22 protein-coding genes are annotated in these 22,676 nt (G+C 41.8%); 7 read left to right on the top strand and 15 right to left on the bottom strand.

The window, feature by feature from the left end:
* From ADF68_RS03325 to ADF68_RS03315, 3 genes are all read right to left on the bottom strand, one after another.
* The coding region (locus tag ADF68_RS03325) for an ABC transporter ATP-binding protein (RefSeq protein ID WP_049548631.1) at window positions 1-461 on the bottom strand (461 nt) is incomplete at its 3' end.
* Window positions 462-787: 326 nt separating this feature from the next.
* Window positions 788-1,762, bottom strand: a complete 975-nt coding sequence (locus ADF68_RS03320; protein WP_049548630.1) for a sensor histidine kinase — start codon at window positions 1,760-1,762, stop codon at window positions 788-790.
* Entirely contained in the window at window positions 1,755-2,432 is a 678-nt protein-coding gene (locus ADF68_RS03315) for a response regulator transcription factor (RefSeq protein ID WP_049548629.1), read from the bottom strand. Before ADF68_RS03315 ends, ADF68_RS03320 begins: the two co-directional genes overlap by 8 nt.
* Before the next feature lie 95 nt (window positions 2,433-2,527).
* On the opposite strand from ADF68_RS03315, the gene ADF68_RS03310 reads away from it, so the two are divergent.
* Complete coding sequence (locus ADF68_RS03310) at window positions 2,528-3,604, top strand: DUF2974 domain-containing protein (protein ID WP_049548628.1); 1,077 nt, start codon at window positions 2,528-2,530, stop codon at window positions 3,602-3,604.
* A 105-nt stretch (window positions 3,605-3,709) separates the two neighbouring features.
* Window positions 3,710-4,339: an MBL fold metallo-hydrolase gene (locus tag ADF68_RS03305; protein ID WP_049548627.1), complete on the top strand. Its 630-nt coding sequence runs from the start codon at window positions 3,710-3,712 to the stop codon at window positions 4,337-4,339.
* A gap of 39 nt (window positions 4,340-4,378) precedes the next feature.
* On the opposite strand, the gene ADF68_RS03300 is transcribed toward ADF68_RS03305, so the two are convergent.
* Window positions 4,379-6,271, bottom strand: coding sequence for a M13 family metallopeptidase (locus tag ADF68_RS03300; RefSeq protein ID WP_049548626.1), 1,893 nt, complete (start codon window positions 6,269-6,271; stop codon window positions 4,379-4,381).
* 179 nt (window positions 6,272-6,450) lie between these two features.
* Here ADF68_RS03300 and ADF68_RS03295 point away from each other — a divergent pair, with 179 nt between their 5' ends.
* From ADF68_RS03295 to ADF68_RS03275, 5 genes are all read left to right on the top strand, one after another.
* On the top strand, window positions 6,451-7,173 hold the full coding sequence (locus ADF68_RS03295; RefSeq protein ID WP_049548625.1) for a metal ABC transporter ATP-binding protein: 723 nt from the start codon (window positions 6,451-6,453) through the stop codon (window positions 7,171-7,173).
* On the top strand, window positions 7,170-8,018 hold the full coding sequence (locus tag ADF68_RS03290; RefSeq protein WP_049548624.1) for a metal ABC transporter permease: 849 nt from the start codon (window positions 7,170-7,172) through the stop codon (window positions 8,016-8,018). Before ADF68_RS03295 ends, ADF68_RS03290 begins: the two co-directional genes overlap by 4 nt.
* Before the next feature lie 31 nt (window positions 8,019-8,049).
* Window positions 8,050-8,979, top strand: coding sequence for a metal ABC transporter substrate-binding lipoprotein/adhesin PsaA (gene psaA, locus ADF68_RS03285; RefSeq protein WP_000733076.1), 930 nt, complete (start codon window positions 8,050-8,052; stop codon window positions 8,977-8,979).
* A gap of 227 nt (window positions 8,980-9,206) precedes the next feature.
* Window positions 9,207-9,701 (top strand): thiol peroxidase, encoded by a 495-nt coding sequence (tpx, locus tag ADF68_RS03280; RefSeq protein WP_049548623.1) that lies wholly within the window; start codon window positions 9,207-9,209, stop codon window positions 9,699-9,701.
* A gap of 89 nt (window positions 9,702-9,790) precedes the next feature.
* Window positions 9,791-10,441, top strand: coding sequence for a metal-dependent transcriptional regulator (locus tag ADF68_RS03275; protein WP_049548622.1), 651 nt, complete (start codon window positions 9,791-9,793; stop codon window positions 10,439-10,441).
* 43 nt (window positions 10,442-10,484) lie between these two features.
* Here ADF68_RS03275 and dtd read toward each other — a convergent pair whose 3' ends face one another.
* The 11 genes from dtd to pnp all read right to left on the bottom strand — a co-directional run bounded on the left by dtd (window position 10,485) and on the right by pnp (window position 22,359).
* Complete coding sequence (gene dtd, locus ADF68_RS03270) at window positions 10,485-10,928, bottom strand: D-aminoacyl-tRNA deacylase (protein ID WP_049548621.1); 444 nt, start codon at window positions 10,926-10,928, stop codon at window positions 10,485-10,487.
* 29 nt (window positions 10,929-10,957) lie between these two features.
* On the bottom strand, window positions 10,958-13,174 hold the full coding sequence (locus ADF68_RS03265; RefSeq protein WP_049548620.1) for a RelA/SpoT family protein: 2,217 nt from the start codon (window positions 13,172-13,174) through the stop codon (window positions 10,958-10,960).
* 146 nt (window positions 13,175-13,320) lie between these two features.
* Window positions 13,321-14,451: an ABC transporter ATP-binding protein gene (locus ADF68_RS03260; RefSeq protein WP_049532807.1), complete on the bottom strand. Its 1,131-nt coding sequence runs from the start codon at window positions 14,449-14,451 to the stop codon at window positions 13,321-13,323.
* A 113-nt stretch (window positions 14,452-14,564) separates the two neighbouring features.
* Complete coding sequence (locus ADF68_RS03255) at window positions 14,565-15,434, bottom strand: helix-turn-helix domain-containing protein (protein WP_049548619.1); 870 nt, start codon at window positions 15,432-15,434, stop codon at window positions 14,565-14,567.
* Between the two features lie 3 nt (window positions 15,435-15,437).
* Complete coding sequence (locus tag ADF68_RS03250; RefSeq protein WP_049548618.1) at window positions 15,438-15,824, bottom strand: Mini-ribonuclease 3; 387 nt, start codon at window positions 15,822-15,824, stop codon at window positions 15,438-15,440.
* Complete coding sequence (gene cysS, locus ADF68_RS03245; RefSeq protein WP_049548617.1) at window positions 15,817-17,160, bottom strand: cysteine--tRNA ligase; 1,344 nt, start codon at window positions 17,158-17,160, stop codon at window positions 15,817-15,819. The genes ADF68_RS03250 and cysS overlap by 8 nt, the downstream gene beginning before the upstream one ends.
* Window positions 17,161-17,177: 17 nt before the next feature.
* Window positions 17,178-17,699 (bottom strand): dihydrofolate reductase family protein, encoded by a 522-nt coding sequence (locus ADF68_RS03240; protein WP_049548616.1) that lies wholly within the window; start codon window positions 17,697-17,699, stop codon window positions 17,178-17,180.
* 162 nt (window positions 17,700-17,861) lie between these two features.
* Window positions 17,862-18,623 carry a nucleoside phosphorylase gene (locus tag ADF68_RS03235; RefSeq protein WP_049548615.1) on the bottom strand — a complete coding sequence of 254 codons (762 nt, stop codon included), beginning with the start codon at window positions 18,621-18,623 and terminating at the stop codon, window positions 17,862-17,864.
* A 3-nt stretch (window positions 18,624-18,626) separates the two neighbouring features.
* Window positions 18,627-19,493: a GNAT family N-acetyltransferase gene (locus tag ADF68_RS03230; RefSeq protein WP_049548614.1), complete on the bottom strand. Its 867-nt coding sequence runs from the start codon at window positions 19,491-19,493 to the stop codon at window positions 18,627-18,629.
* An 11-nt stretch (window positions 19,494-19,504) separates the two neighbouring features.
* A complete protein-coding gene (cysE, locus tag ADF68_RS03225; protein ID WP_049548613.1) occupies window positions 19,505-20,122 on the bottom strand; it encodes a serine O-acetyltransferase in 618 nt (205 codons plus the stop codon).
* 14 nt (window positions 20,123-20,136) lie between these two features.
* Window positions 20,137-22,359 carry a polyribonucleotide nucleotidyltransferase gene (gene pnp, locus ADF68_RS03220; RefSeq protein WP_049548612.1) on the bottom strand — a complete coding sequence of 741 codons (2,223 nt, stop codon included), beginning with the start codon at window positions 22,357-22,359 and terminating at the stop codon, window positions 20,137-20,139.
* Window positions 22,360-22,676 lie beyond the last annotated feature (317 nt).

Raw genomic sequence — 22,676 nt, 5'->3', positions numbered from 1 at the left:
ACCCTTTGTTTTTGCCCTCCAGAGATTTCATAAGGGTACTTCTCCTGCAATTGATTGATGCCAAGATTTTCGGCCGTCACGACCAATTTTTTCATCATTTCTGTTATAGGCTTTCTAGACAATACCAAAGGGAGTAAGATATTGTCTTTAACAGAAAGCGTATCTAACAAATTGAAGTCTTGGAAGACAAAACCTAACTTTTCACGACGGAAGCTTGATGCTTCAGTATTTTTAATGGTAGCTGTGTCAGTTCCATTTAGGAAGACCTGACCACGAGTTGGTTTGTCAAGCATGGCGAGAATATTGAGTAGGGTTGATTTCCCAGAACCAGACTCACCCATGATAGCGACGTAGTCGCCTTTTTCAACTGTAAAGTGAATATCTTTCAGGGCTTCTACTTGGTTGCCTTGAAAGCGAGTTTTATAAATCTTTTGAACGTGTTTTACATCTAATACTGTCATTTTAACTTCTCCTTTTTAATATCCCATTAATTGAAACTGAGCTTGCATCATTTCGATGCCGATTTGAACTCGCTCGATATCCTTTGGACTCGGCTTACTTGTATGTTTCTTTTGTAAAATTGTTTTCATGGTTTCTCTCCTTTTTCTTTATGCTCTAAGTTTACTCCAAAAAAAGATGGCTTGCCATAACATAACCTTACAACAGAGGCCTTTAATCTTACATTTTTGTAAGATTACATTTTTATCTAATTGTAGCCTTTTTTCTCACTATATCAAGGTCTAAAGAAGAGCTTGAAAGGTTTCTTCCAAGCTCTTCACAATTCTTTTCATTCAATCAGTAAATTCACTTCAGAGAACTTAATCCTCACAGTTGTTCCTTGCCCAAGCTCGGATTCTATTTGAATCTGATGTCCTAATTCTTGGCTGATTTTCTGGGTTAGATAGAGTCCAAGTCCAGATGACTGCTGGGTCATTCGACCATTATAGCCTGAAAATCCGCGTTCAAAGACTCGCAATTGATCACTGTTTTTGATACCAATCCCAGTATCTTTGATGCAAAGGTCTTGATCTTCCATATAGATCTCAATTCCACCTTCATTTGTGTATTTGAGGCTATTTGAAAGGATTTGTTCAATAACTACTAACATCCATTTTTTATCCGTCACAATGCTTCTGTCCAAATCATGCAGATTGATACTAAGACCTTTCTGAATAAAGAAAATGGCATATTTGCGAATGACTTCCTTGACCAAATCTTCTATATTCTCTTTCTTCAAAACCAAATCATCATGGAAGCTTTCTAAGCGTAGATATTGGAGAACGAGGTTGGTATAGGAATCAATCTTAAAAATTTCCTGCTCCAACTGTTGTTTCAGTTGGCGATCCGCCACCTCGCTCACTAGTAGTTTACTAGCTGCAATTGGTGTTTTTATCTGATGAACCCAGAGTGTATAGTAGTCCACCAAATCATTATAGCGGTTTTCAGCATCTGATTTCTTTTGATAGAGTTCAGCTTCGCTTTTCTCTAATTTTTCAGTTAGAAGGACTTCCATTGGTGACTTAGCTTTTCTTTCGCCATAGAGCAATTCCTTACGATAACGTTGCAATTCTATCAAGAAATCAAATACCAAAAACAAAAATGTCAAAAATGTAGATAGAAAGAAGAAATAGTTAAAGTAGGGCCCTTGCTTATCAAACAAGATTTCAAAGAGAAAAAGCAAACCTGTAAGAGCAAGAATAAAAGCAAAAAAACGGCTACGCGAACGGATATAAGCTAGAAAAAAACTTTTAATATCAAGCATGTTTCAATCCATACCCTATCCCTTTCTTGGTTTCGATAAAACCAATCAAACCTTCTTCCTCCAATTTCTTACGCAAACGAGCGACATTAACGGACAAGGTATTATCATCGATAAAGAAGTCACTGTTCCAGAGTTCCCGCATCAAATCATCACGCGCTACGATATTTCCCGCATGTTCAAATAAAACCCGTAAAATCTGAAATTCATTCTTTGTTAAACTGATAGCTTTGCCATTGACATGCACATCCATAGACTTGGTGTTGAGGATAACTCCAGCATACTCTAGGAGACTTTCATCCCGTCCAAACTCATAAGAGCGACGCAATAATCCTTGTACCTTAGCTAAAAGTACCTGCTGGTCAAAAGGCTTGGTCACAAAATCATCTGCCCCCATATTAATAGCCATAACGATGTCCATAGCCTGGTCTCTTGATGACAGAAACATAATAGGAACTTTGGAAATCTTGCGAATCTCCTGGCACCAGTGATAACCATTAAAGAGAGGCAAGCCGATATCCATGAGAACCATATGAGGTTGAGATTGAACAAATAGTGTCAGAACTTCCATAAAGTCTTCTACCATAACTACTTCAAAACCCCATTCGGAGAGCATTTTCCCAACTTGCTGACGAATAACTGGATCATCTTCTACTAGTAAAATCTTGTGCATCTGCTCCTCCTTTTTCTATATTATAGCAAAATTCTTCTCACTACTAGCGAAATTGATGTAAATCTGATATGATAAAAGTTAAGAAAGGAATTCTCATGGCCAATATTTTTGACTACCTAACTGACGTTCAATACGATTCTTTTTATGATCTCCCTTTAAATGAACTGGATGTACTTGCTTTGACAGAGCTGACCTATCTTTCTTTTGATCATCTATTGGACCAGCCTGTCAATCGTTTAAGCGATGTCGCAACACGCATCCCGCGAGAAAGTACCATGTTGACCAATAAAGAACGGCTTCAGCTCCTCGATCAGTTATCCCAACACAAACGTTTTAAAAATAGCAAACTTTCTAATTTTGTCAACGAGATAGACACAGAACTCCAAAAGCAATTCGCTGCTATGACCTATCGTCTGAACCTAGATACTTATCTGATTGTCTTTCGAGGTACAGACGATAGTATTATTGGTTGGAAGGAAGATTTCCATATGACTTACATGAAGGAAATCCCTGCCCAAAGGCATGCTCTTGAATACTTAGAAGAATTCTTTACCCAACATCCAAAACAGAAAGTGATTGTAGCTGGACATTCTAAAGGTGGGAATCTGGCCGTCTATGCTGCAAGTCAAATCCAACCTGAATTGCAGGAAAAGATATCTGCAATTTATACCTATGATGCCCCTGGTTTGCAGGCTCATCTGACTGAAACCACTGGCTATCAAGATGTTATTCCAAAAATTGGCCGCTATGTCCCACAGGGATCTGTCATTGGCATGATGCTAGAAGTCCCTGATACACCTATCGTCGTCAAGTCTACAGCTCTCGGAGAAATCGCTCAACACAGTACCTTTAGTTGGCTGACAGAGGGACACCACTTTGTCCAACTAGAGGCTATCAGTAGCGAAAGTCTCCAAATCAAAGACACTCTTAAAGAATGGGTGGACAGTGTGCCCGATGAAGAACTAGAGCTCTACTTTGATCTCTTTTTCGGAACCATCCTAGAATCTGGAATCACTTCCATCAACGATTTATCTTCTAGAAATGCTATTGAACACATTCGACAACTTGTTTCTCAAGCTCAGACTCTGGAGCCTGAGCAAGTTGAAATCTTAAAAAATCTGACACAACTCCTACTGGATGCACGCTTCCAAGCCTGGAAAAATCATTTTTAATGTCTAAAAAAGTCCCTTCTTTTATGGAGGGACTCTTTTGTTGATTCCTTATTTTATGCTTCTGTGTTATACTAGAAACTGTAAATCTTTGAAAGAGGAAATCCTATGAAAATCCATAAAACTGTGAATCCTATCGCCTATGAAAATACTTATTATCTTGAAGGAGACCATCACCTGATTGTGGTTGATCCGGGTAGCAACTGGGAGGCTATTCGTAAGACTATCGAGACCATCAATAAACCGGTCTGTGCGATTCTCCTAACCCACACCCACTATGACCATATCTTGAGTCTGGACTTGGTCAGAGATACTTTTGGAAATCCTCCCGTTTATGTAGCGGAAAGCGAAGCCACTTGGCTCTACACTCCAGTTGACAACCTCTCTGGTCTCCCTCGTCATGACGATATGGCAGATGTCGTATGTAGACCAGCTGAACACACCTTTGTCTTTCATGAAGAATACCAGATTGAGGAGTTCCGCTTCACTGTATTACCAACTCCAGGCCACTCTATCGGAGGAGTTTCATTTGTTTTTCCAGATGGTCGCTTGGTCTTAACGGGTGATGCACTCTTCCGAGAAACTATTGGACGAACAGACCTACCTACAGGTAGCATGGAACAACTCCTTCATAGTATCCAAACCCAGCTCTTCACCCTCCCTAACTACGACGTCTATCCAGGACATGGTCCGGCTACGACTATCGCCCACGAAAAAACTTTCAATCCATTTTTCTAGCAAGTGAAAAACCAAGGACAATCATCCTTGGTTTTTTGATTACCAAATAATCACGCGGTCTTCTGGTGAGCGCCACATGCCGTCGCCTTCTTTGACATCATAGGTTGTAAAGAAGTCATCAAAGTTTGGCACTTGGACGTTAACGCGGAGTTTTGCTGGCGCGTGCACATCAACACTAGCCATGAGTTTCATCAACTCTGGGCGGCCTTTCATTCGCCAGATACGAGCAAAGTTATGGAAGAACTCTTCAGCTGAGAAATCTGGTTCTCTCTTGGCAGCTTCTAGCGCTGCAGCGATTCCTCCTAGGTCAGCAACATTTTCTGATACGGTCAATTTACCGTTAATCGTTGCGCCGTAAGATTCTTGGCCGTCAAACTGGTCGATAACCTTCTGAGTTTTCTCTTTGAAGGCTGCATAGTCGCTCTCAGTCCACCAATCCTTGAGACTTCCATTTTCATCAAAGGAAGCTCCATTAGTATCAAAGGCGTGAGAAATTTCATGGGCAATAACCGCACCGATTCCACCATAGTTGGCAGAAGATGACTGATGCAAATCATAGAATGGAGCCTGTAAGATAGCAGCTGGGAAGACAATCAAGTTCTTTTGTGGATTGTAGTAGGCATTGACCATATGAGCAGGCATTCCCCACTCCTTGTAGTCAACTGGCTGGTTCCACTTGCTCCAGCTGTGCTTGATTTCCACACGCGCAAAGGCTAGGGCATTCTCAAAGAGGCTAGCAGATTCATCCACTACCTTGTCCTTATAGCGGGCTGGTAGCTCCTCTGGATAACCAATATAAGGCTTGATGACATTGAGTTTGACGATGGCTTTTTCTCGAGTTTCAGGAGTCAGCCAGTCATTTTGGGCTAAACGTTCCTTATAAACATCAATCATGGTCACCACTTTTTTCTCTACGTCTGCCTTGGCTTCCGGAGAGAATTTTTCGTGGGCGTACCAAAGGCCCAGGGCTTGTTTGAATGGCCCTTGAGCTAAATGGTACGCAGCCTTGCGTTTATCTTGGGCTTCTGGAACTCCTGAAAGAGCACGGCCATAAGCACCTGACAAGATACGAATCTCATCTGTCAGATAACTAGTTGAAAGATTAACCACACTTAAGATCAAGGTTGCCTTGAGTAAAGGCCAAGCTTCTTCACTATAGAATTGCTCTGCTGCTTGCCAGAAACGTTCTTCATCTACAATGACCTTATCAGGTACTTGACCAAGAACAGCTTGGAAAAAGTCATCTAGAGGTAGAGCAGGGGCAAACTTTTTGAAATCTTCATAAGAATATGGATGGTAAAGTTTGGCATATTCTGAACTTTCTTCATTAGAGAGGACTACAGCTGCGATACGACGGTCCAATTCCAATCGTTTCTCTAATAAATCTTCGATTTCTTCATCTGAGAAGTTATAGGCTTTGAGGAGATTAGAAGTACTTTCTTTCCAAAGGTTCAATAATTCCTCACGCTGAGGATGGTCTTCCGCATAGTAGGTTGTATCAGGCAAGATAGTTCCTGGAGCACTAGCCCAAAGAACATTGGTTCTAGCATCCATAAAGTCTGGTGATACACCAAATGGAAGGAAGTTTGGTTTGCCAGCTAATTCAAACTCTGCTAGTTTACCTGCGAAATCCGCAAAACTCTCTAAATTCTGGTATTCCTTCAATAAAGGAAGAATTGGCTCGATTCCATCAGCTTCTCGCTTATCGAAATCTCTCACCATAGCGTGGTATTTGACAAAATTTGCCAAGATAGCATCTTCTGTAACATCTTCTCCAGCCAACCATTTGTCGGTTGTCGTTAGCATCAACTCTTCGATTTCTTCGTCGAGATCGATAAAACCACCTGTTCTCGATTTATCAGCTGGAATGACGGCAGTCTTTTCCCATTCACCATTTATAGCATCATAAAAATCATCTTGATAACGTGTCATCTTGTTCTCGCTTTCCTATTTTCACTTATTCCTAGCTTAGCAAAAATCCCTAGGGATTGCAATTAAAAATGCCGAGTTGACCTCTTATTTTAATCATTAATATTTTAAATTTTTACAAAAATTAACTTGACTTAAAAATAAAATTAAGGTATATTAAAAATTAGGAGGAATATAACTGTATGATACGTATCGAAAACCTCAGTGTCTCCTACAAAGAAACGTTGGCACTAAAGGATATTTCACTAGTGCTCCAAGGACCAACGATTACCGGAATTATTGGTCCAAACGGTGCTGGGAAATCAACACTATTAAAAGGTATGCTGGGAATTATCCCACATCAAGGTCAGGCATTTCTCGATGACAAGGAAGTTAAAAAATCCTTACATCGAATCGCCTATGTCGAACAAAAAATCAATATCGACTACAACTTTCCCATCAAGGTCAAGGAATGCGTCTCGTTAGGACTCTTTCCCTCTATCCCTCTCTTTCGAAGTTTAAAGGCTAAACATTGGAAGAAAGTGAAAGAAGCCCTTGAAATCGTCGGCCTAGCTGACTACGCAGAACGGCAAATCAGTCAACTGTCTGGAGGTCAATTCCAGCGGGTCTTGATTGCCAGATGTTTGGTGCAGGAAGCCGACTATATCCTCTTGGATGAACCCTTTGTTGGGATTGACTCTGTCAGTGAGGAAATCATCATGAATACGCTGAGAGATTTGAAAAAAGCTGGGAAGACGGTTCTGATCGTTCACCACGACCTCAGCAAGGTTCCCCACTACTTCGATCAAGTCTTGCTTGTCAATCGAGAAGTGATTGCCTTTGGTCCAACCAAAGAAACCTTTACCGAAGCCAATCTCAAAGAAGCTTACGGTAATCGACTCTTTTTCAATGGAGGTGATCTATGATTGCAGAATTTATCGATGGATTGCAAAAATTCCATTTCTTACAAAATGCCTTGATAACAGCCATTGTCATCGGGGTCGTAGCTGGAGCTGTAGGATGTTTCATTATTCTACGCGGGATGTCACTCATGGGAGATGCCATTTCACATGCTGTCTTACCAGGTGTAGCCCTCTCCTTTATCTTGGGAGTTGACTTCTTTATCGGAGCCATTGTCTTTGGATTGCTAGCTGCTATCATCATTACCTACATCAAGGGGAACTCGATTATCAAAAGCGATACCGCCATCGGCATTACCTTTTCTTCTTTCTTAGCCCTCGGTATCATCTTGATTAGTGTCGCTAAAAGTTCAACTGACCTTTTCCATATCCTTTTTGGTAATATTCTAGCCGTCCAAGATACGGATATGTTTATCACTATGGGCGTAGGGGCGGTCATTCTCTTGTTAATCTGGATTTTCTTCAAGCAACTCTTGATAACTTCCTTTGATGAACTTCTGGCTAAAGCCATGGGAATGCCTGTCAATTTCTATCACTACCTCCTCATGATACTCCTGACTCTCGTGTCTGTGACAGCCATGCAAAGTGTTGGAACTATCCTGATTGTAGCCATGCTGATTACCCCAGCTGCAACTGCTTATCTGTATGCTAATAGCCTGAAAAGTATGATTTTCCTTTCCTCAACCTTTGGAGCTACAGCTTCAGTTTTGGGACTCTTTATTGGCTATAGTTTAAACTTAGCAGCTGGTTCTAGCATCGTACTTACAGCTGCTAGCTTCTTCTTAATCAGTTTCTTTATCTCTCCTAAACAACGATATTTGAAACTGAAAAATAAACATTTGTTAAAATAAGGGGCAAAACCCCAATAAATTGGAGGATCTAATGAAAAAATTAGGTACATTACTCGTTCTCTTTCTTTCCGTTATTGCTCTTGTAGCATGTGCTAGCGGAAAAAAAGATGCAGCTTCTGGTCAAAAACTAAAAGTTGTTGCTACAAACTCAATCATCGCTGATATTACTAAAAATATTGCTGGTGACAAGATTGATCTTCACAGTATCGTTCCTGTTGGTCAAGACCCACACGAATACGAACCACTTCCTGAAGATGTCAAGAAAACTTCTCAAGCTGATTTGATTTTCTATAACGGGATCAACCTTGAAACAGGTGGCAATGCTTGGTTTACAAAATTGGTAGAAAATGCTAAGAAAACTGAAAACAAAGACTACTTTGCAGTCAGCGAAGGTGTTGATGTTATCTACCTTGAAGGTCAAAACGAAAAAGGCAAAGAAGACCCACACGCTTGGCTTAACCTTGAAAATGGGATGATTTTTGCTAAGAATATCGCAAAACAATTGAGCGCTAAAGACCCTAGCAACAAGGAATTCTACGAAAAAAATCTCAAAGAATATACTGATAAGCTAGACAAACTTGACAAGGAAGCTAAGGAGAAATTTAACAACATCCCTGCTGAGAAAAAACTCATTGTAACCAGCGAAGGATGCTTCAAATACTTCTCTAAAGCCTACGGCGTTCCAAGTGCCTATATCTGGGAAATCAATACTGAAGAAGAAGGAACTCCTGACCAAATCAAGACCTTGGTTGAAAAACTTCGCCAAACAAAAACTCCTTCCCTCTTTGTAGAATCAAGTGTGGATGACCGTCCAATGAAGACTGTTTCACAAGATACAAACATCCCAATCTACGCACAAATCTTTACTGACTCTATCGCAGAACAAGGTAAAGAAGGCGACAGCTACTACAACATGATGAAATACAACCTTGACAAGATTGCTGAAGGATTGGCAAAATAATACTCTTCGAAAATCTCTTCAAACCACGTCAGCGTCGCCTTGCCGTACTCAAGTACAGCCTGTGGCTAGCTTCCTAGTTTGTTCTTTGATTTTCATTGAGTATAAGCCTCTGAAAAACGTCATTCTCACATGAGCTGGCGTTTTTTCTATGCCCATATTTCCGGTCAAATCATTGGAAAATTCTGACTGTTTCAGCTAAAATGGAAGAAAAAAGATTGGAGTATCTTATGGTAACTTTTCTCGGAAATCCTGTGAGCTTTACAGGTAAACAACTACAAGTCGGCGACAAGGCACTTGATTTTTCTCTTACTGCAACTGATCTTTCTAAAAAATCTCTGGCTGATTTTGACGGTAAGAAAAAAGTCTTGAGTGTCGTGCCTTCTATCGATACAGGCATCTGCTCAACTCAAACGCGTCGTTTTAACGAAGAACTGGCTGGACTGGATAATACGGTCGTCGTGACTGTTTCCATGGACCTGCCTTTTGCCCAAAAACGTTGGTGTGGTGCTGAAGGTATTGAAAATGCCATCATGCTTTCAGACTACTTCGACCACTCCTTTGGACGCGATTATGCCCTCTTAATCAATGAATGGCATCTGCTTGCTCGAGCCGTATTTGTTCTCGATGCTGACAATATTATCCATTATGTTGAGTATGTGGACAATATCAACAGCGAACCAAACTTTGAAGCAGCCATTGAAGCAGCAAAGTCGCTTGACTAAAAGAAAGCCCACTTGTAACAAGACAGAAAGCTAGAGAAATCTAGCTTTTTTTGGTATACTAGATGGAGATAATAAACAAGGAAATGCGAATGACACCAAATAAAGAAGATTACTTAAAATGTATTTATGAGATTGGCATGGAAGTTCCTAAGATTACCAACAAGGAAATCGCTGCTCGGATGCAGGTATCACCTCCTGCGGTAACTGAGATGATCAAGCGCATGCAATCCGAAAACCTTATATTAAAAAATAAAGAAAATGGCTATATACTAACGGATATTGGTTTAAAGCTGGTCTCTGAGCTTTATCGTAAGCATCGACTGATAGAGGTCTTTCTAGTTCACCATCTAGACTATACCAGCAATCAGATTCACGATGAGGCTGAGGTATTAGAGCATACAGTGTCAGACCTTTTTGTGGAGCGACTGGAAACTATGTTAGGCTTTCCAAAGACCTGTCCCCATGGAGGAACCATTCCTGCTAAGGGTGAGCTTCTAGTTGAGGTTAATAACCTGCCACTTTCTGATATCAAAGAAGCAGGGACCTATCTACTAACTCGGGTTCACGATAGTTTTGAACTTCTCCAGTATTTGGAAAAACATAGCATCCATATTAGAGACCAACTCCAAGTCAAGCAGTTCGATGGCTTCTCTAATACCTTCACTCTGATTCACAACAATGAAGAACTCCAAGTCAGCCTCGAAATCGCAAAACAACTCTATGTTGAAAAAATGAACTAAAGTCTTTATCAGCAAAAAACCAAGCCCGCTAGCTTGGTTTTTCTTATCTATTTTTGGTGTCAAGAATGATTGTTACCGGTCCATCATTGACCAGTTCCACCTGCATATCTGCTCCGAAAATACCTGTTTTCACAGGAACTTCCTTGGCTAGTTCTCGGTTAAAATCTTGATAGAAATCCTCTGCAACATCAGGCTTAGCAGCACCTGTAAAAGCTGGGCGATTCCCTTTTTTGGTATCGGCAAAAAGAGTGAATTGAGAGATGGAGAGTATTTCTCCTTGGATATCCTTGACTGATAAATTCATCTTGCCTTCGGTATCTGAAAAGATACGCATATTGACAAGTTTTCTCACTGCATAATCCAAATCTTCTTTTTGATCCTCAGGGCCAACACCAACTAGGAGTAATAATCCCTGCTGGATTTGTCCATATACCTGACCTTCAATGCTAACTTGGGCTTTTTTGACCCTCTGAATAATGATTTTCATAATAGCCTTTCTAGATCTATCGCCCCAACTTAACCATTGGTCCGTTTAACAGAATAGACTTCTGGTACACTCTTAATCTTATCAACTACCGTTGTCAGAGTTGAAAGGTTAGAAATCCCAAATGAAACGTGAATATTCGCAAATTTCATATCTTTGGTAGGCTGGGCATTGACCGTTGAGATGTTTTTAGTTGTATTTGACAAGACCTGTAAAACATCGTTCAAAAGTCCAGTACGATTGAGACCGTAAATATCGATATGAGCCATATATTCCTTGCTTGAGAATTGATCTTCCCACTCAACATCTAATAGACGTTGTTCGTAGTTTTCCTGTGAACGAAGGTTCATACAGTCTACACGGTGGATGGCAACTCCGCGTCCTTTGGTAATATAGCCGACGATATCATCACCTGGAACAGGGTTACAACATTTGGCAATCCGGATCAAGAGTCCAGAAGCACCTTGGATGACTACTCCACCCTCATGCTTAACCTTAAGCGTATCCTTGTTCTCCACCTTGACTTCGCCACCCTTGACCAATTCTTCAGCCTCTGCCTTGGCCTTGGCACGCTCTTCTTCACGACGTTCCTTCTCCGTCAAACGGTTAAAGACAGTGATGGCTCCGATTTCTCCAAAACCAATGGCTGCGAAAAGGGCTTCTTCTGTTTTGTAACTAGTTTTTTGGAGGACTTCATCCATATGACGCTTGTCCATAAATTTATTAGCCACATAGCCATTCTCCTGGAATTGACTCATCAGCATTTCACGGCCCTTGTTGATGGACAATTCTTTGTCTTGGTTCTTAAAGAACTGACGAATCTTGTTCCGAGCTTTGCTGGTCTTGACCATGGTAAGCCAGTCACGACTTGGCCCAAAGGAATTTGGATTGGTGATGATTTCAACCTGGTCACCCGTTTTTAGCTTGGTAGTCAAGGGAACCATACGACCATTAACCTTGGCACCAGTCGCCTTTTCACCGATTTTGGTGTGAATCTCATAGGCAAAGTCAATCGGTCCAGAATCCTTTGGAAGAGAGCGAACGGCTCCGTCTGGAGTAAAGACGTAGATTTCTTCTGCTAGGTAATTCTCTTTAACCGTCTCTACGAAATCCTTGGCATCATCGGACTGGTCTTGAAGCTCCATCATCTCCTTGATCCAGTTCATACCGATAGCAGATTCCTTGCCATTAACCTGCCCCTTAATACCTTTTTTATAGGCCCAGTGAGCAGCAACCCCGTACTCAGCAACCTCATGCATTTCCTTGGTTCGAATCTGGAATTCAATAGGTCCCTTTGGTCCATAAACAGTTGTATGGATGGACTGGTAACCATTGGCCTTACGGTTGGCAATGTAGTCCTTAAAGCGTCCAGGCATTGGTTTCCAAAGCTCATGGACATATCCCAACATAGCATAGACATCACTTTGAGTATCTAGGATACAACGAATGGCAATCAAATCGTAGATCTCTTCAAAGCGTTTCTTCTTGTCCTGCATCTTACGATAAATCGAATAGATATGCTTGGGACGACCATAGATTTTTCCTGTAAGGTGGCGTTCTGATGAATATTCCTCAAGTTTTGTCACAACCTCATCTACCAAGGCTTCACGTTCTTGACGTTTTTCCTTCATCATGTGACTAATCTTGTAAAACTCAGTCGGATTTAAATAACGGAAGGATAGGTCTTCTAGTTCCCACTTAACACTTGAAATCCCTAAACGATGGGCAAGCGGAGCATAGATTTCCATGGTTTCTCTGGAAATTCGTTCCTGCTTATCTTTACGAAGGTGATTAAGGGTTCTCATGTTATGCAATCGGTCAGACAGTTTGACCAAGATAACACGGATATCCTCTGACATAGCCATGAGCATCTTGCGGTGGTTTTCAGCTAGCTGCTCCTCGATAGACTTATACTCAACCTTCCCTAATTTGGTAACCCCATCCACGATAATGCGAACATCGTGACCAAACTCTCTCTCTAAATCATCCAAAGTCGTTTCCGTATCTTCAACCACGTCATGCAAAAAACCACAGGCAACAGTGACAGCGTCTAGCTTGAGCTTAGCCAAAATACCTGCTACCTGAATAGGATGGATAATGTAGGGTTCGCCAGATTTACGATATTGACCACTATGGCATTCTACAGCGTAAACCAAGGCTTTATGTACAAAAGCCACATCTTCTTTCGATAAATATTTCTGTGTTAAAGCGACAACTTCATCGCCTGAATAAATTACTTCTTTGGGCATGCATACTCTCCAGTTCTTCCTACCATTTTAACACTTTTTTGACAATATGAAAACTAGAAAAGCCTAGTTCTGTAAGAGTTTGCTTATCTTAGCAAAAAAGCACTACTAGAAAAACTCTAGTAGTGCTGACACATTTAAAATCTATCTTAGTAAACTGTTCTTTCAGTTTCTACGTCGAAGAAGTGAGCTTTGTTCAAGTCAAATCCAAGTTCAACTGTTGCACCAGCTTGCAAGTAGTCACGAGCGTCAACTTTTGCAACGAACTCATCTTTACCAACTTGGCAGTATAGGTGAGATTCTGAACCAAGCAACTCTGATACAGAGATAGTTGCTTTCACAACTGATTCTGGGAATGTTTCAAGGAATGCAGGTTCTGCATTTACGTCTTCTGGACGGATACCGAAGATCAATTCTTTACCTTCGTAGCCTTTTTCACGAAGAACTTTCAAGGCACCTTCTGGAACTTTCAAGTTAAAGCCGTCAGCAACGATGTGGTCACCGTTCAATTTAACGTTGATAAAGTTCATAGCTGGGCTTCCGATAAATCCTGCTACGAATTTGTTAACTGGGTTTTTGTAAACTTCTTGAGGAGTACCGATTTGTTCAACACGTCCGATAGTACCTGTTCCAGCAGGGTTCTTAGTTGCTGACATGATAACGATACGGTCTGCAAGCGTCATCGCTTCTGTTTGGTCGTGAGTTACGTAGATAGTTGTAGCTCCGATACGACGGTGGATTTTAGCGATTTCAGCACGCATTGATACACGAAGTTTCGCATCCAAGTTTGACAAAGGCTCATCCATCAAGAATACTTTTGCATCACGGACGATCGCACGCCCCATGGCAACACGTTGACGTTGACCACCAGAAAGGTCAGCAGGTTTGCGTTCCAAGAATTCTTTCAATCCAAGGATTTCAGCTGCTTCTTGTACACGTTTGTCGATGTCTTCCTTGCTGTATTTACGCAATTTCAAACCGAAAGCCATGTTATCGTATACAGTCATGTGTGGGTAAAGAGCGTAGTTTTGGAATACCATGGCGATATCACGGTCTTTTGGAGCTACGTCGTTGACTACCACGCCATCGATAGATGCAGTACCTTCTGTGATGTCTTCAAGACCAGCAATCATACGGAGGGTAGTTGATTTACCACATCCTGAAGGTCCTACGAAAACGATAAACTCTTTATCTTTGATGTTCAAGTTGAAATCTTCAACTGAATAGTGTTCGCTGTTTGGATATTTTTTGTAAATATTTTTAAGATTTAATTCTACCATTGTGGAGAACTCCTTTTGTCATTTGATAGTTTTATTATAGATGAAAACGCTTAACTAATCTATGGCAAGTTGACCAAAAAAATAAAAAAGTTCTGTGCAACTTGCACAAAACTTTAGATTATATCTGGTAAAATCAACTGATAACACAAGGTTAGGTCAGTCAATTCTTTCAACTGAAGACCGGTCAATTCTTCCCATTTATCAATCTTGTACTGGAGAGAATTGCGATGCAGATAGAGTTGTTGAGCTGTTTTTGTAAGGACAGCACTGTTTTCCCACAGTGAAAGGATGATTTCCTGAATCTGATCCTGGTCCACAATCATCCGATGCAGATATTCCTTGATTACTCGGAGATCCACAATTCTTTCACCCATACTCCACAGATAAAGTTGAGAAAAGGTATGAACTCCTTGATGACCGTGACGCCACCAAATCTTAAAGAGTTCACGCTCTGCCTTAATCAAGTCCGCTAAGGTTTGGTAGGCATTCTGAGCCCAGACCTGCCCCAGCATAATCGATAGACGAACTCCAAAGTCATACTCTACCGCTTCGATAGTGTCTGTTAGGATAGAACGAACTGAAGAGTACTTGTCCTGTTGAAGAACAAAAATGTAATCCTGAGCCCCCACCTGAATCGTAGTCAAGTAATTTGGAAACAGGGTTCGCATCATCTCTAACCAAGAAGACAAATTCTCCTGTTGAAAATAGGATAGATGACAATAGACAAGTTGCAACTTTTTAAAGTTTTGCGGTGCCTGTCCCTTACCTTCGATCAGATAAGTATACCAAGGATTGAGGGAAATGGTTTGCTCCTGTTTGGTTAAAAGAGCTACCAGTTGTTTTTCACGCTCGCTAAGGCTAGCTTCCTCAAGCAAAAACCACTGATAATTTGACAGAGGTAGACTTAGATAACCCTCTTTATCAACTGGCTGATCTAAGATTTTACCGTCAGGAAACCAATCTAGTAGTTCTTTTGCAATCATGTGCTATTCCTCCACTTTTTGGATGCACCAAGAGATCAAAGCTTCTAATCGCTCCATATTTTCAGTCATATGGAGATAGCCCATGACCGCTTCAAAACCTGTAGACATACGGTAGGTAACAACATCCGCGTTCTTTGCCTTGGTATGACTATTGGTATTGCGACCACGTTTATAGATTTCTTCTTCCTTTTCCGTTAGGACTTCTTCTTCTAGCATGAGGGAAATCAAGCGTGCCTGAGCCTTGGCCGATACATACTTGGTTGCCTCTTGGTGGAGTTTATTGGGCTTGGTCATGCCTTTGAGAATGAGATGGCGACGAATATACATAGAGTACACCGCATCTCCTTCAAAGGCTAGAGCAATCCCGTTAATGAGATTGACATCAATCACGTGTCCACCTCACTCCATCCTTGGTATCCAGTAGCTTAATCCCTTGAGCAGCCAGTTGGTCACGGATTTGGTCAGCTGTCGCAAAATCACGATTGGCACGCGCTTCTTGGCGTTTTTGAATTAAGGCTTCGATCTCTTCATCCAAAACTTCCTCGACAAAAACAATACCAAAGACCTCTAACATAGCTGCAAGAGCTTCCTTAACCGTTGCATCATAGTTGCCTGAGTTGATCCACTTAGCCATTTCAAAGACAACGGTGATTCCGTTAGCTGTATTGAAATCTTCATCCATGGCCGCTACAAACTTATCTTTAAAATCTTGCAACTCTTGGGCATCCACATTCCCTATAAATGGTTGATCATAGGTGTTCTTCAAATACTTGAGATTTGTCTCCGCATCACGCACTGCTTTTTCCGTAAAATTGATAGGCTTACGGTAGTGCTGAGTCGCAAAGAAGAAACGCAAAACTTGACCGTCGATCGTTTCGAGGGCATCGTGTACCGTAATGAAGTTACCCAAAGACTTAGACATCTTGACATTGTCGATATTGACAAAACCATTGTGCATCCAGTAGTTGGCAAAGGTCTTTCCTGTTTTAGCTTCAGACTGGGCAATTTCGTTAGTATGGTGAGGAAACTCAAGATCAGCTCCACCACCGTGAATATCGATAGTATCACCCAAAATCTCCGTTGACATAACCGAACACTCGATATGCCAGCCTGGACGACCAGGACCCCAAGGGCTGTCCCAAGAAATCTCACCTGGTTTGGCTGCTTTCCAAAGAGCAAAATCTACCGGATTTTCCTTGCGAGCAGTTTCTTCATCTGTACGACCTGAAGCACCTAACTCCAAGTCTTCTAGGGTTTTATTGGCTAACTTAGCATAGTTGTGGGATTTTTCCACACGGAAATAGACATCGCCCTGACTCTCATAGGCATAGCCTTTTTCAATCAGGTCTTCCACAAAACGGATGATGTCAGCCATAAACTCGACTACTCGTGGATGACGGGTAGCAGGCTTGACGCCCAAGGCCGTCACATCCTCACGAAAGGCTGCGATATACTTATCCGCTACTTCCTGAGGAGTAATCCCTTCTTCCTTGGCACGGTTGATAATCTTATCATCCACATCGGTAAAGTTGGAAATATAGACAACTTCGTAGCCACGGTATTCGAAATAGCGACGAATAGTATCAAAAGCTACTGTCGAACGGGCATTCCCCACGTGGATATAATTGTATACAGTTGGCCCACAGACATACATCTTGACCGTCTTTTCGGTAATAGGCACAAAATTCCGCAAGCTGCGGGTCATGGTATCGTAAATTTTAATCATGCGGTCCACTCCCTTCTCTATTTCTGACTTTTTCGGCTGAAAACCAGCTCTGCAAAAGGACCAAATTGTCTGAGGCTATCCAGTTGGTAAAAGCGCTGCCCTTCCTCTTGGGTAAAGAGGGGAACCCCCTTTCCCAGGATAAGAGGCGCTATCTGAATAATGAGGTGGTCGAAAAGATCCGCATCCAAGAGCGGTCCTACCAAGGAATTACCACCAATCACAAAGACATTTTTGCCTTTGTCAATCTGGTGAACAAAGTCCACCACATCCCCAGCCACTGGCTGATAATTGCTGACAGGCAGGTGCCTAGCATGCGTAAAGACATAGTTTTCCGTAGCTTGATAAAAACTTTCTACATCTTGCAAATCTTGGATTTCCTCAAAGGTCCGCTTGCCCATGATGGTGATATCCATTTGCCTGTAAAAGTCATCATAGCCTGTATCCTCTACAGAACTAAGTTGATGCAGCCAGTCTATCCTGTGCTGGCTGTCTGCCAAGTAGCCATCCATGGTGATGCAGCCGTAAAAATATACTGCCATTCTTGTAGTTTCCTTTCTAGTTCTGCTTCTCCTTCACTTAGCGGGATAGACCCAGATGATTAGACCTAAGCTAATCAAAGTATTCAGCAAAATCCTTGCTGGACAAGAAAAATAAGCCAGACAACAGTAATTCCAATTCGTACCTATTAGTAGAGAGTAGTTTCAATCCAAATCTCTAGCAATAACTAGGGCAATCTCAAAGAAAGTCATAGCATCCGCTTTTCTATCCTCGCGTCTAGCATCCCATTCGTGATTGTGATGATCGACATAGTCAGCTGTGTAGAAAAATTGATAGACATTGGCTTGTCGATATTGGGCCCAGGCCATGATAGCTGAAGCTTCCATATCAACAACTCTAGCTCCTGCCGCTAGTCTTCGTTTGACTTTAGCAGCTGTCTCACGATAGAAGGCATCTGTGGTCCAAGACTTTGTTCGAATATGCTCAATACCAGCTTTATCCAAGGCTTTTTCCATAGTTAAGAGTAGAGATCGCTCATAAGCTATTTCATCACTTGCTGGAGCATAGTGATAACTAGTACCTTCATCACGTAAAGCCGAGCTTGGTAGGATAATCTTATCTGCTTGAATAGACTGGTCCAGAACTCCACAAGACCCTAAAACGATAAAGTTCTTAAATCCTCTTGCTTTGAGTTCTTCTAAGAGTCCAACAACCATTGGAGCTCCAATAAGAGCCATAGCAACTGCTACCTTACTCCCATCTTTTTCATAGATATACCATGGCAGTTTGCCACTTAGATTGGTAAGATAGCCACCTTCGTAGACACCATCTATCTGCTTTACTCGTTCAAGGATTTCTCCATTAAAAGACAAGATAATGGTATCACAAACTTCCCCACCACTAAGGAGGCTTCGATCAGTTGGCTCGATAACAGCAGGTACATTTTCAAATTCTTCTAATAGCATTTATTACTCTTTCGCATTCAGATAAACCACTTGGGTTTGTTTGACAAAGCCGATTTTTTCATACAAGCGCTTAGCACCTACGTTGCTATCCTCTACTGCAATCTGAAATTCCTTATCATTTTGCTCAATCAGTTGGTTGACGAGGGATTTTGCTAGATAGCTTCCGTAGCCTTGCCCACGTTCAAGCTCATCTATTGCTAAACCATAGAGGTAATTCGTATTACTCGATAAATCAACTGTACAAGTTCCAATAACCTGACCGTCTTTTAACAAAATATATAAGCGACTTTCTGGATTCTTCAGAGCTTCAGCGACATATCTATCCACAACTTCTTTAGATTCATGTTCCTCTGAAAATACCTGAAATTTTAACTGACTAATTTGATCCTGATAGGAACGATCTGCTAACAAAACGTCCAGATTGGAAAGTTTTGCTAACGGATAAGGTCTTCTATCCTTACCTAACCAGGTTTCTGTCTCTTCATCCTCGACCAATCCCCAGTTGTTGACAAAATCAGGATGGCGCTCTAGAAAAACACGCTCTGTCTGAAAAGTCACAGACTCAATTGGATAAGATGCCGTTTCTTTCTCAAAACTTCTATACAAAGCCCGCGCAATTCCTTGACGGCGATGATCTGGATGAACCAGTATCGTCACTTCCACATCTTGATCATCTGCATAAACCGTTAATAGGCCAACAAGTTCGCCTTTTTCGTAATAAAGGAAAAAGGCGGGCATGTTTGGGTCAAAATTAAGCATGTTAGAGAGATAGGGATCACGATAGGTACCGTCATAGTTTTGGCAACAGTTAATTAGTTTTTTCGCCTCAGATAACTCCTCTTTGCTTAACTTGTTTCTTGCTTGAATCATATAGGTATCCTCTACAAACCAGACGATCTGTGACTGGCTTCTCTAGCATGCTCAAGTTTATTGACGTAGTATTCACGTTTTTCTTCGACTTCGTGAATGGTTGGTTCATCCTTTTGTCCGTGAACACGGACAATTTTAGCAGGAATGCCGACAACCGTCACATCACTAGGAACATCTGCCACAACGACCGCAGCGGCACCGACTTTGGCATTTTCACCGATTTCTACAGGTCCAATGACTTGGGCATGAGCAGAGATGAGCGCTCCTTTACGAACAGTCGGATGGCGTTTACCACAATCCTTCCCTGTCCCACCAAGAGTAACCCCATGGTAGAGAAGAACACCTTTTTCAACGATAGCTGTCTCCCCAATCACAAGTCCTGCCCCATGGTCAATAAAGACACCTGATTCGATCTGAGCACCAGGGTGAATCTCTATCTGCGTCCAAAAACGCCAAAACTGGCTGTGCATACGAGCTAAAAGCTTAAAGCCATGTTCCCAGAGAAAATGAGAGAGACGGTGAGCAGCCAAGGCTTTCACACCAGGATAGGTCAAAAGAACCTCCAAAGTGGTGCGAGCCGCTGGATCATTTTCTTTTACGATATCAATGGTTTCACGCCACCATCCCATACATTTCTCCTTTCTTATTCTGAGTCTTTTGGTGTTTCTGTAGTTTCTTTCTTAGGTTTGTGGTCCTTGTGGTGGTGACGAGGACGATCGCCATGACGATGACCTTTATCCCCTTTTTCTTCTGAACGTTCAGGTTTTGGCGGACGTGGCAAGAGTGCCTTCATAGAAGCATCTACACGACCTTTTTCATCAATCTTAATAACTTTCACATCAACAAAATCACCAATTTGAACTAAATCTTCTACATTGTTAGTACGAGTCCAAGCCATTTCAGAGATGTGTACGAGGGCATCTGTCTTGTCAAAGAGGTTGACAAAGGCACCAAATTTCTCGATACGAACAACCTTGGCATGGTAGACTTCGTCCACTTTGGCTTCACGAACCAAACCAGCAATGATTTCTTTAGCACGGTTGATGGCATCTTGGTCGCTAGAGTAGATAGATACGTTACCTTCTTCGTCGATGTCAATCTTAACGCCTGTTTCAGCGATGATTTTGTCGATGGTTTCTCCACCCTTACCGATGACAATCTTGATCTTATCAACATCAATCTTGATGGTATCAATTTTCGGAGCTGTTGGAGCCAATTCTGGACGAACTTCTGGAATAGTTGCTTCGATCACATCAAGGATTTCAAAACGAGCTTTCTTGGCTTGAGCAAGAGCCTCCGTCAAGATTTCAGCAGTGATCCCTTGGATCTTGATATCCATCTGAAGGGCTGTAATACCGTCGCGAGTACCTGCAACCTTAAAGTCCATATCTCCAAAGTGGTCTTCCAAACCTTGGATATCTGTCAATACGGTGTAGTTATTTCCATCTGAGATGAGACCCATAGCAATCCCTGCTACTGGTGCCTTGATTGGCACACCACCAGCCATAAGGGCAAGAGTTCCCGCACAGATAGAGGCTTGAGATGAAGAACCGTTTGATTCCAAGACTTCTGCTACTAGGCGGATAGCGTATGGAAATTCTTCCAAGCTTGGCAATACTTGAGCAAGAGCACGCTCACCAAGAGCACCGTGACCAATTTCACGGCGACCTGGAGCACCGTAACGTCCAGTTTCCCCTACAGAATATTGTGGGAAGTTATAGTGGTGCATAAAGCGTTTCTTGTACTCTGGATCCAAACCATCGATGATTTGAGTTTCACCCATTGGCGCCAAAGTCAAGATAGAAAGAGCCTGAGTTTGTCCACGAGTAAAGAGACCTGAACCGTGCACGCGAGGAAGGAAGTCAACAACCGCATCCAAAGGACGGATTTCATCGACCTTACGACCATCAGGACGAACCTTGTCTTCTGTGATCAAACGGCGCACTTCTGCGTGTTCCATTTGTTCCAAGATTTCAGCTACATCACGCATGATACGGTCGAATTCTTCGTGGTCTGCATATTTTTCTTCGTAAACTGCCGTTACTTGATCTTTTACTGCTTGAGTCGCAGCTTCACGCGCCAATTTTTCTTCAACTTGAACAGCTTTTTGAAGGTCACTGTTGTAGGCTGCGATGATTTCAGCCTGCAATTCAGCATCTACATGAAGCAATTCTACTTCTGCTTTTTCTTTACCAACTGCCGCAACGATTTCTTCTTGGAAGGCAATCAATTCTTTAACGGCTTCGTGTCCTTTGAGAAGAGCTTCCAACATGATTTCTTCTGACAATTCTTTGGCACCAGACTCTACCATGTTGATAGCGTGCTTAGTACCAGCTACTGTCAATTCAAGGAGAGATTGCTCTGTTTGTTCTTGACTAGGGTTGATGATGATTTGACCATCTACATAGCCCACTTGGACACCAGCGATTGGACCGTCAAACGGAATATCTGAGATAGACAAGGCCAATGATGAACCAAACATAGCTGCCATTGGTGCAGATGCATTTTCATCGTAAGAAAGAACAGTATTGATGACTTGCACTTCATTACGGAAACCTTCCGCAAACATTGGACGGATTGGACGGTCAATCAAACGCGCTGTCAAAGTCGCATCTGTTGAAGGACGTCCTTCACGTTTCATGAAGCCACCAGGAAACTTCCCAGCTGCATACATTTTTTCTTCGTAGTTGACTTGAAGTGGGAAGAAATCCCCAGTTGCCATCTTCTTAGACATAACGGCAGCAGTCAAGACAGTTGATTCACCATAACGCACGACAACAGCACCATTTGCTTGCTTAGCAACCTGACCAGTCTCTACAATCAACTCACGACCCGCAAAAGTCGTTTGAAACACTTGTTTTGTCATTTTAATCCCCTTTGGATTGATAATATTATACGCCTTGCCTACAAAAATCAGGATACAAAGGGCGTTAAGAATCCCGTATGAAAATAGGAGATTGACGCAGTGTGCGATGCACACCAGGAAATCTATCTTTTTCACTAGGGATTTAGCCCGTGTTCAACTCCGAAATTACTTTAGTTCTGATTCTTTAACTTACATCTCTTTGATATAAGATTAAGACTGCTTAAATATCGTTTATACCCTCATCTTTGTATCAAGTACGTACAGAGTCTATTTTATCATATTTTTCTTAAAAAGTGCTGGCTTTTCTATTAAAAAGG

The sequence above is a fragment of the Streptococcus pseudopneumoniae genome (assembly GCF_001068775.1).
Taxonomy (GTDB): domain Bacteria; phylum Bacillota; class Bacilli; order Lactobacillales; family Streptococcaceae; genus Streptococcus; species Streptococcus pseudopneumoniae_N.
This window is presented reverse-complemented; position numbering and strand designations above follow the sequence as displayed.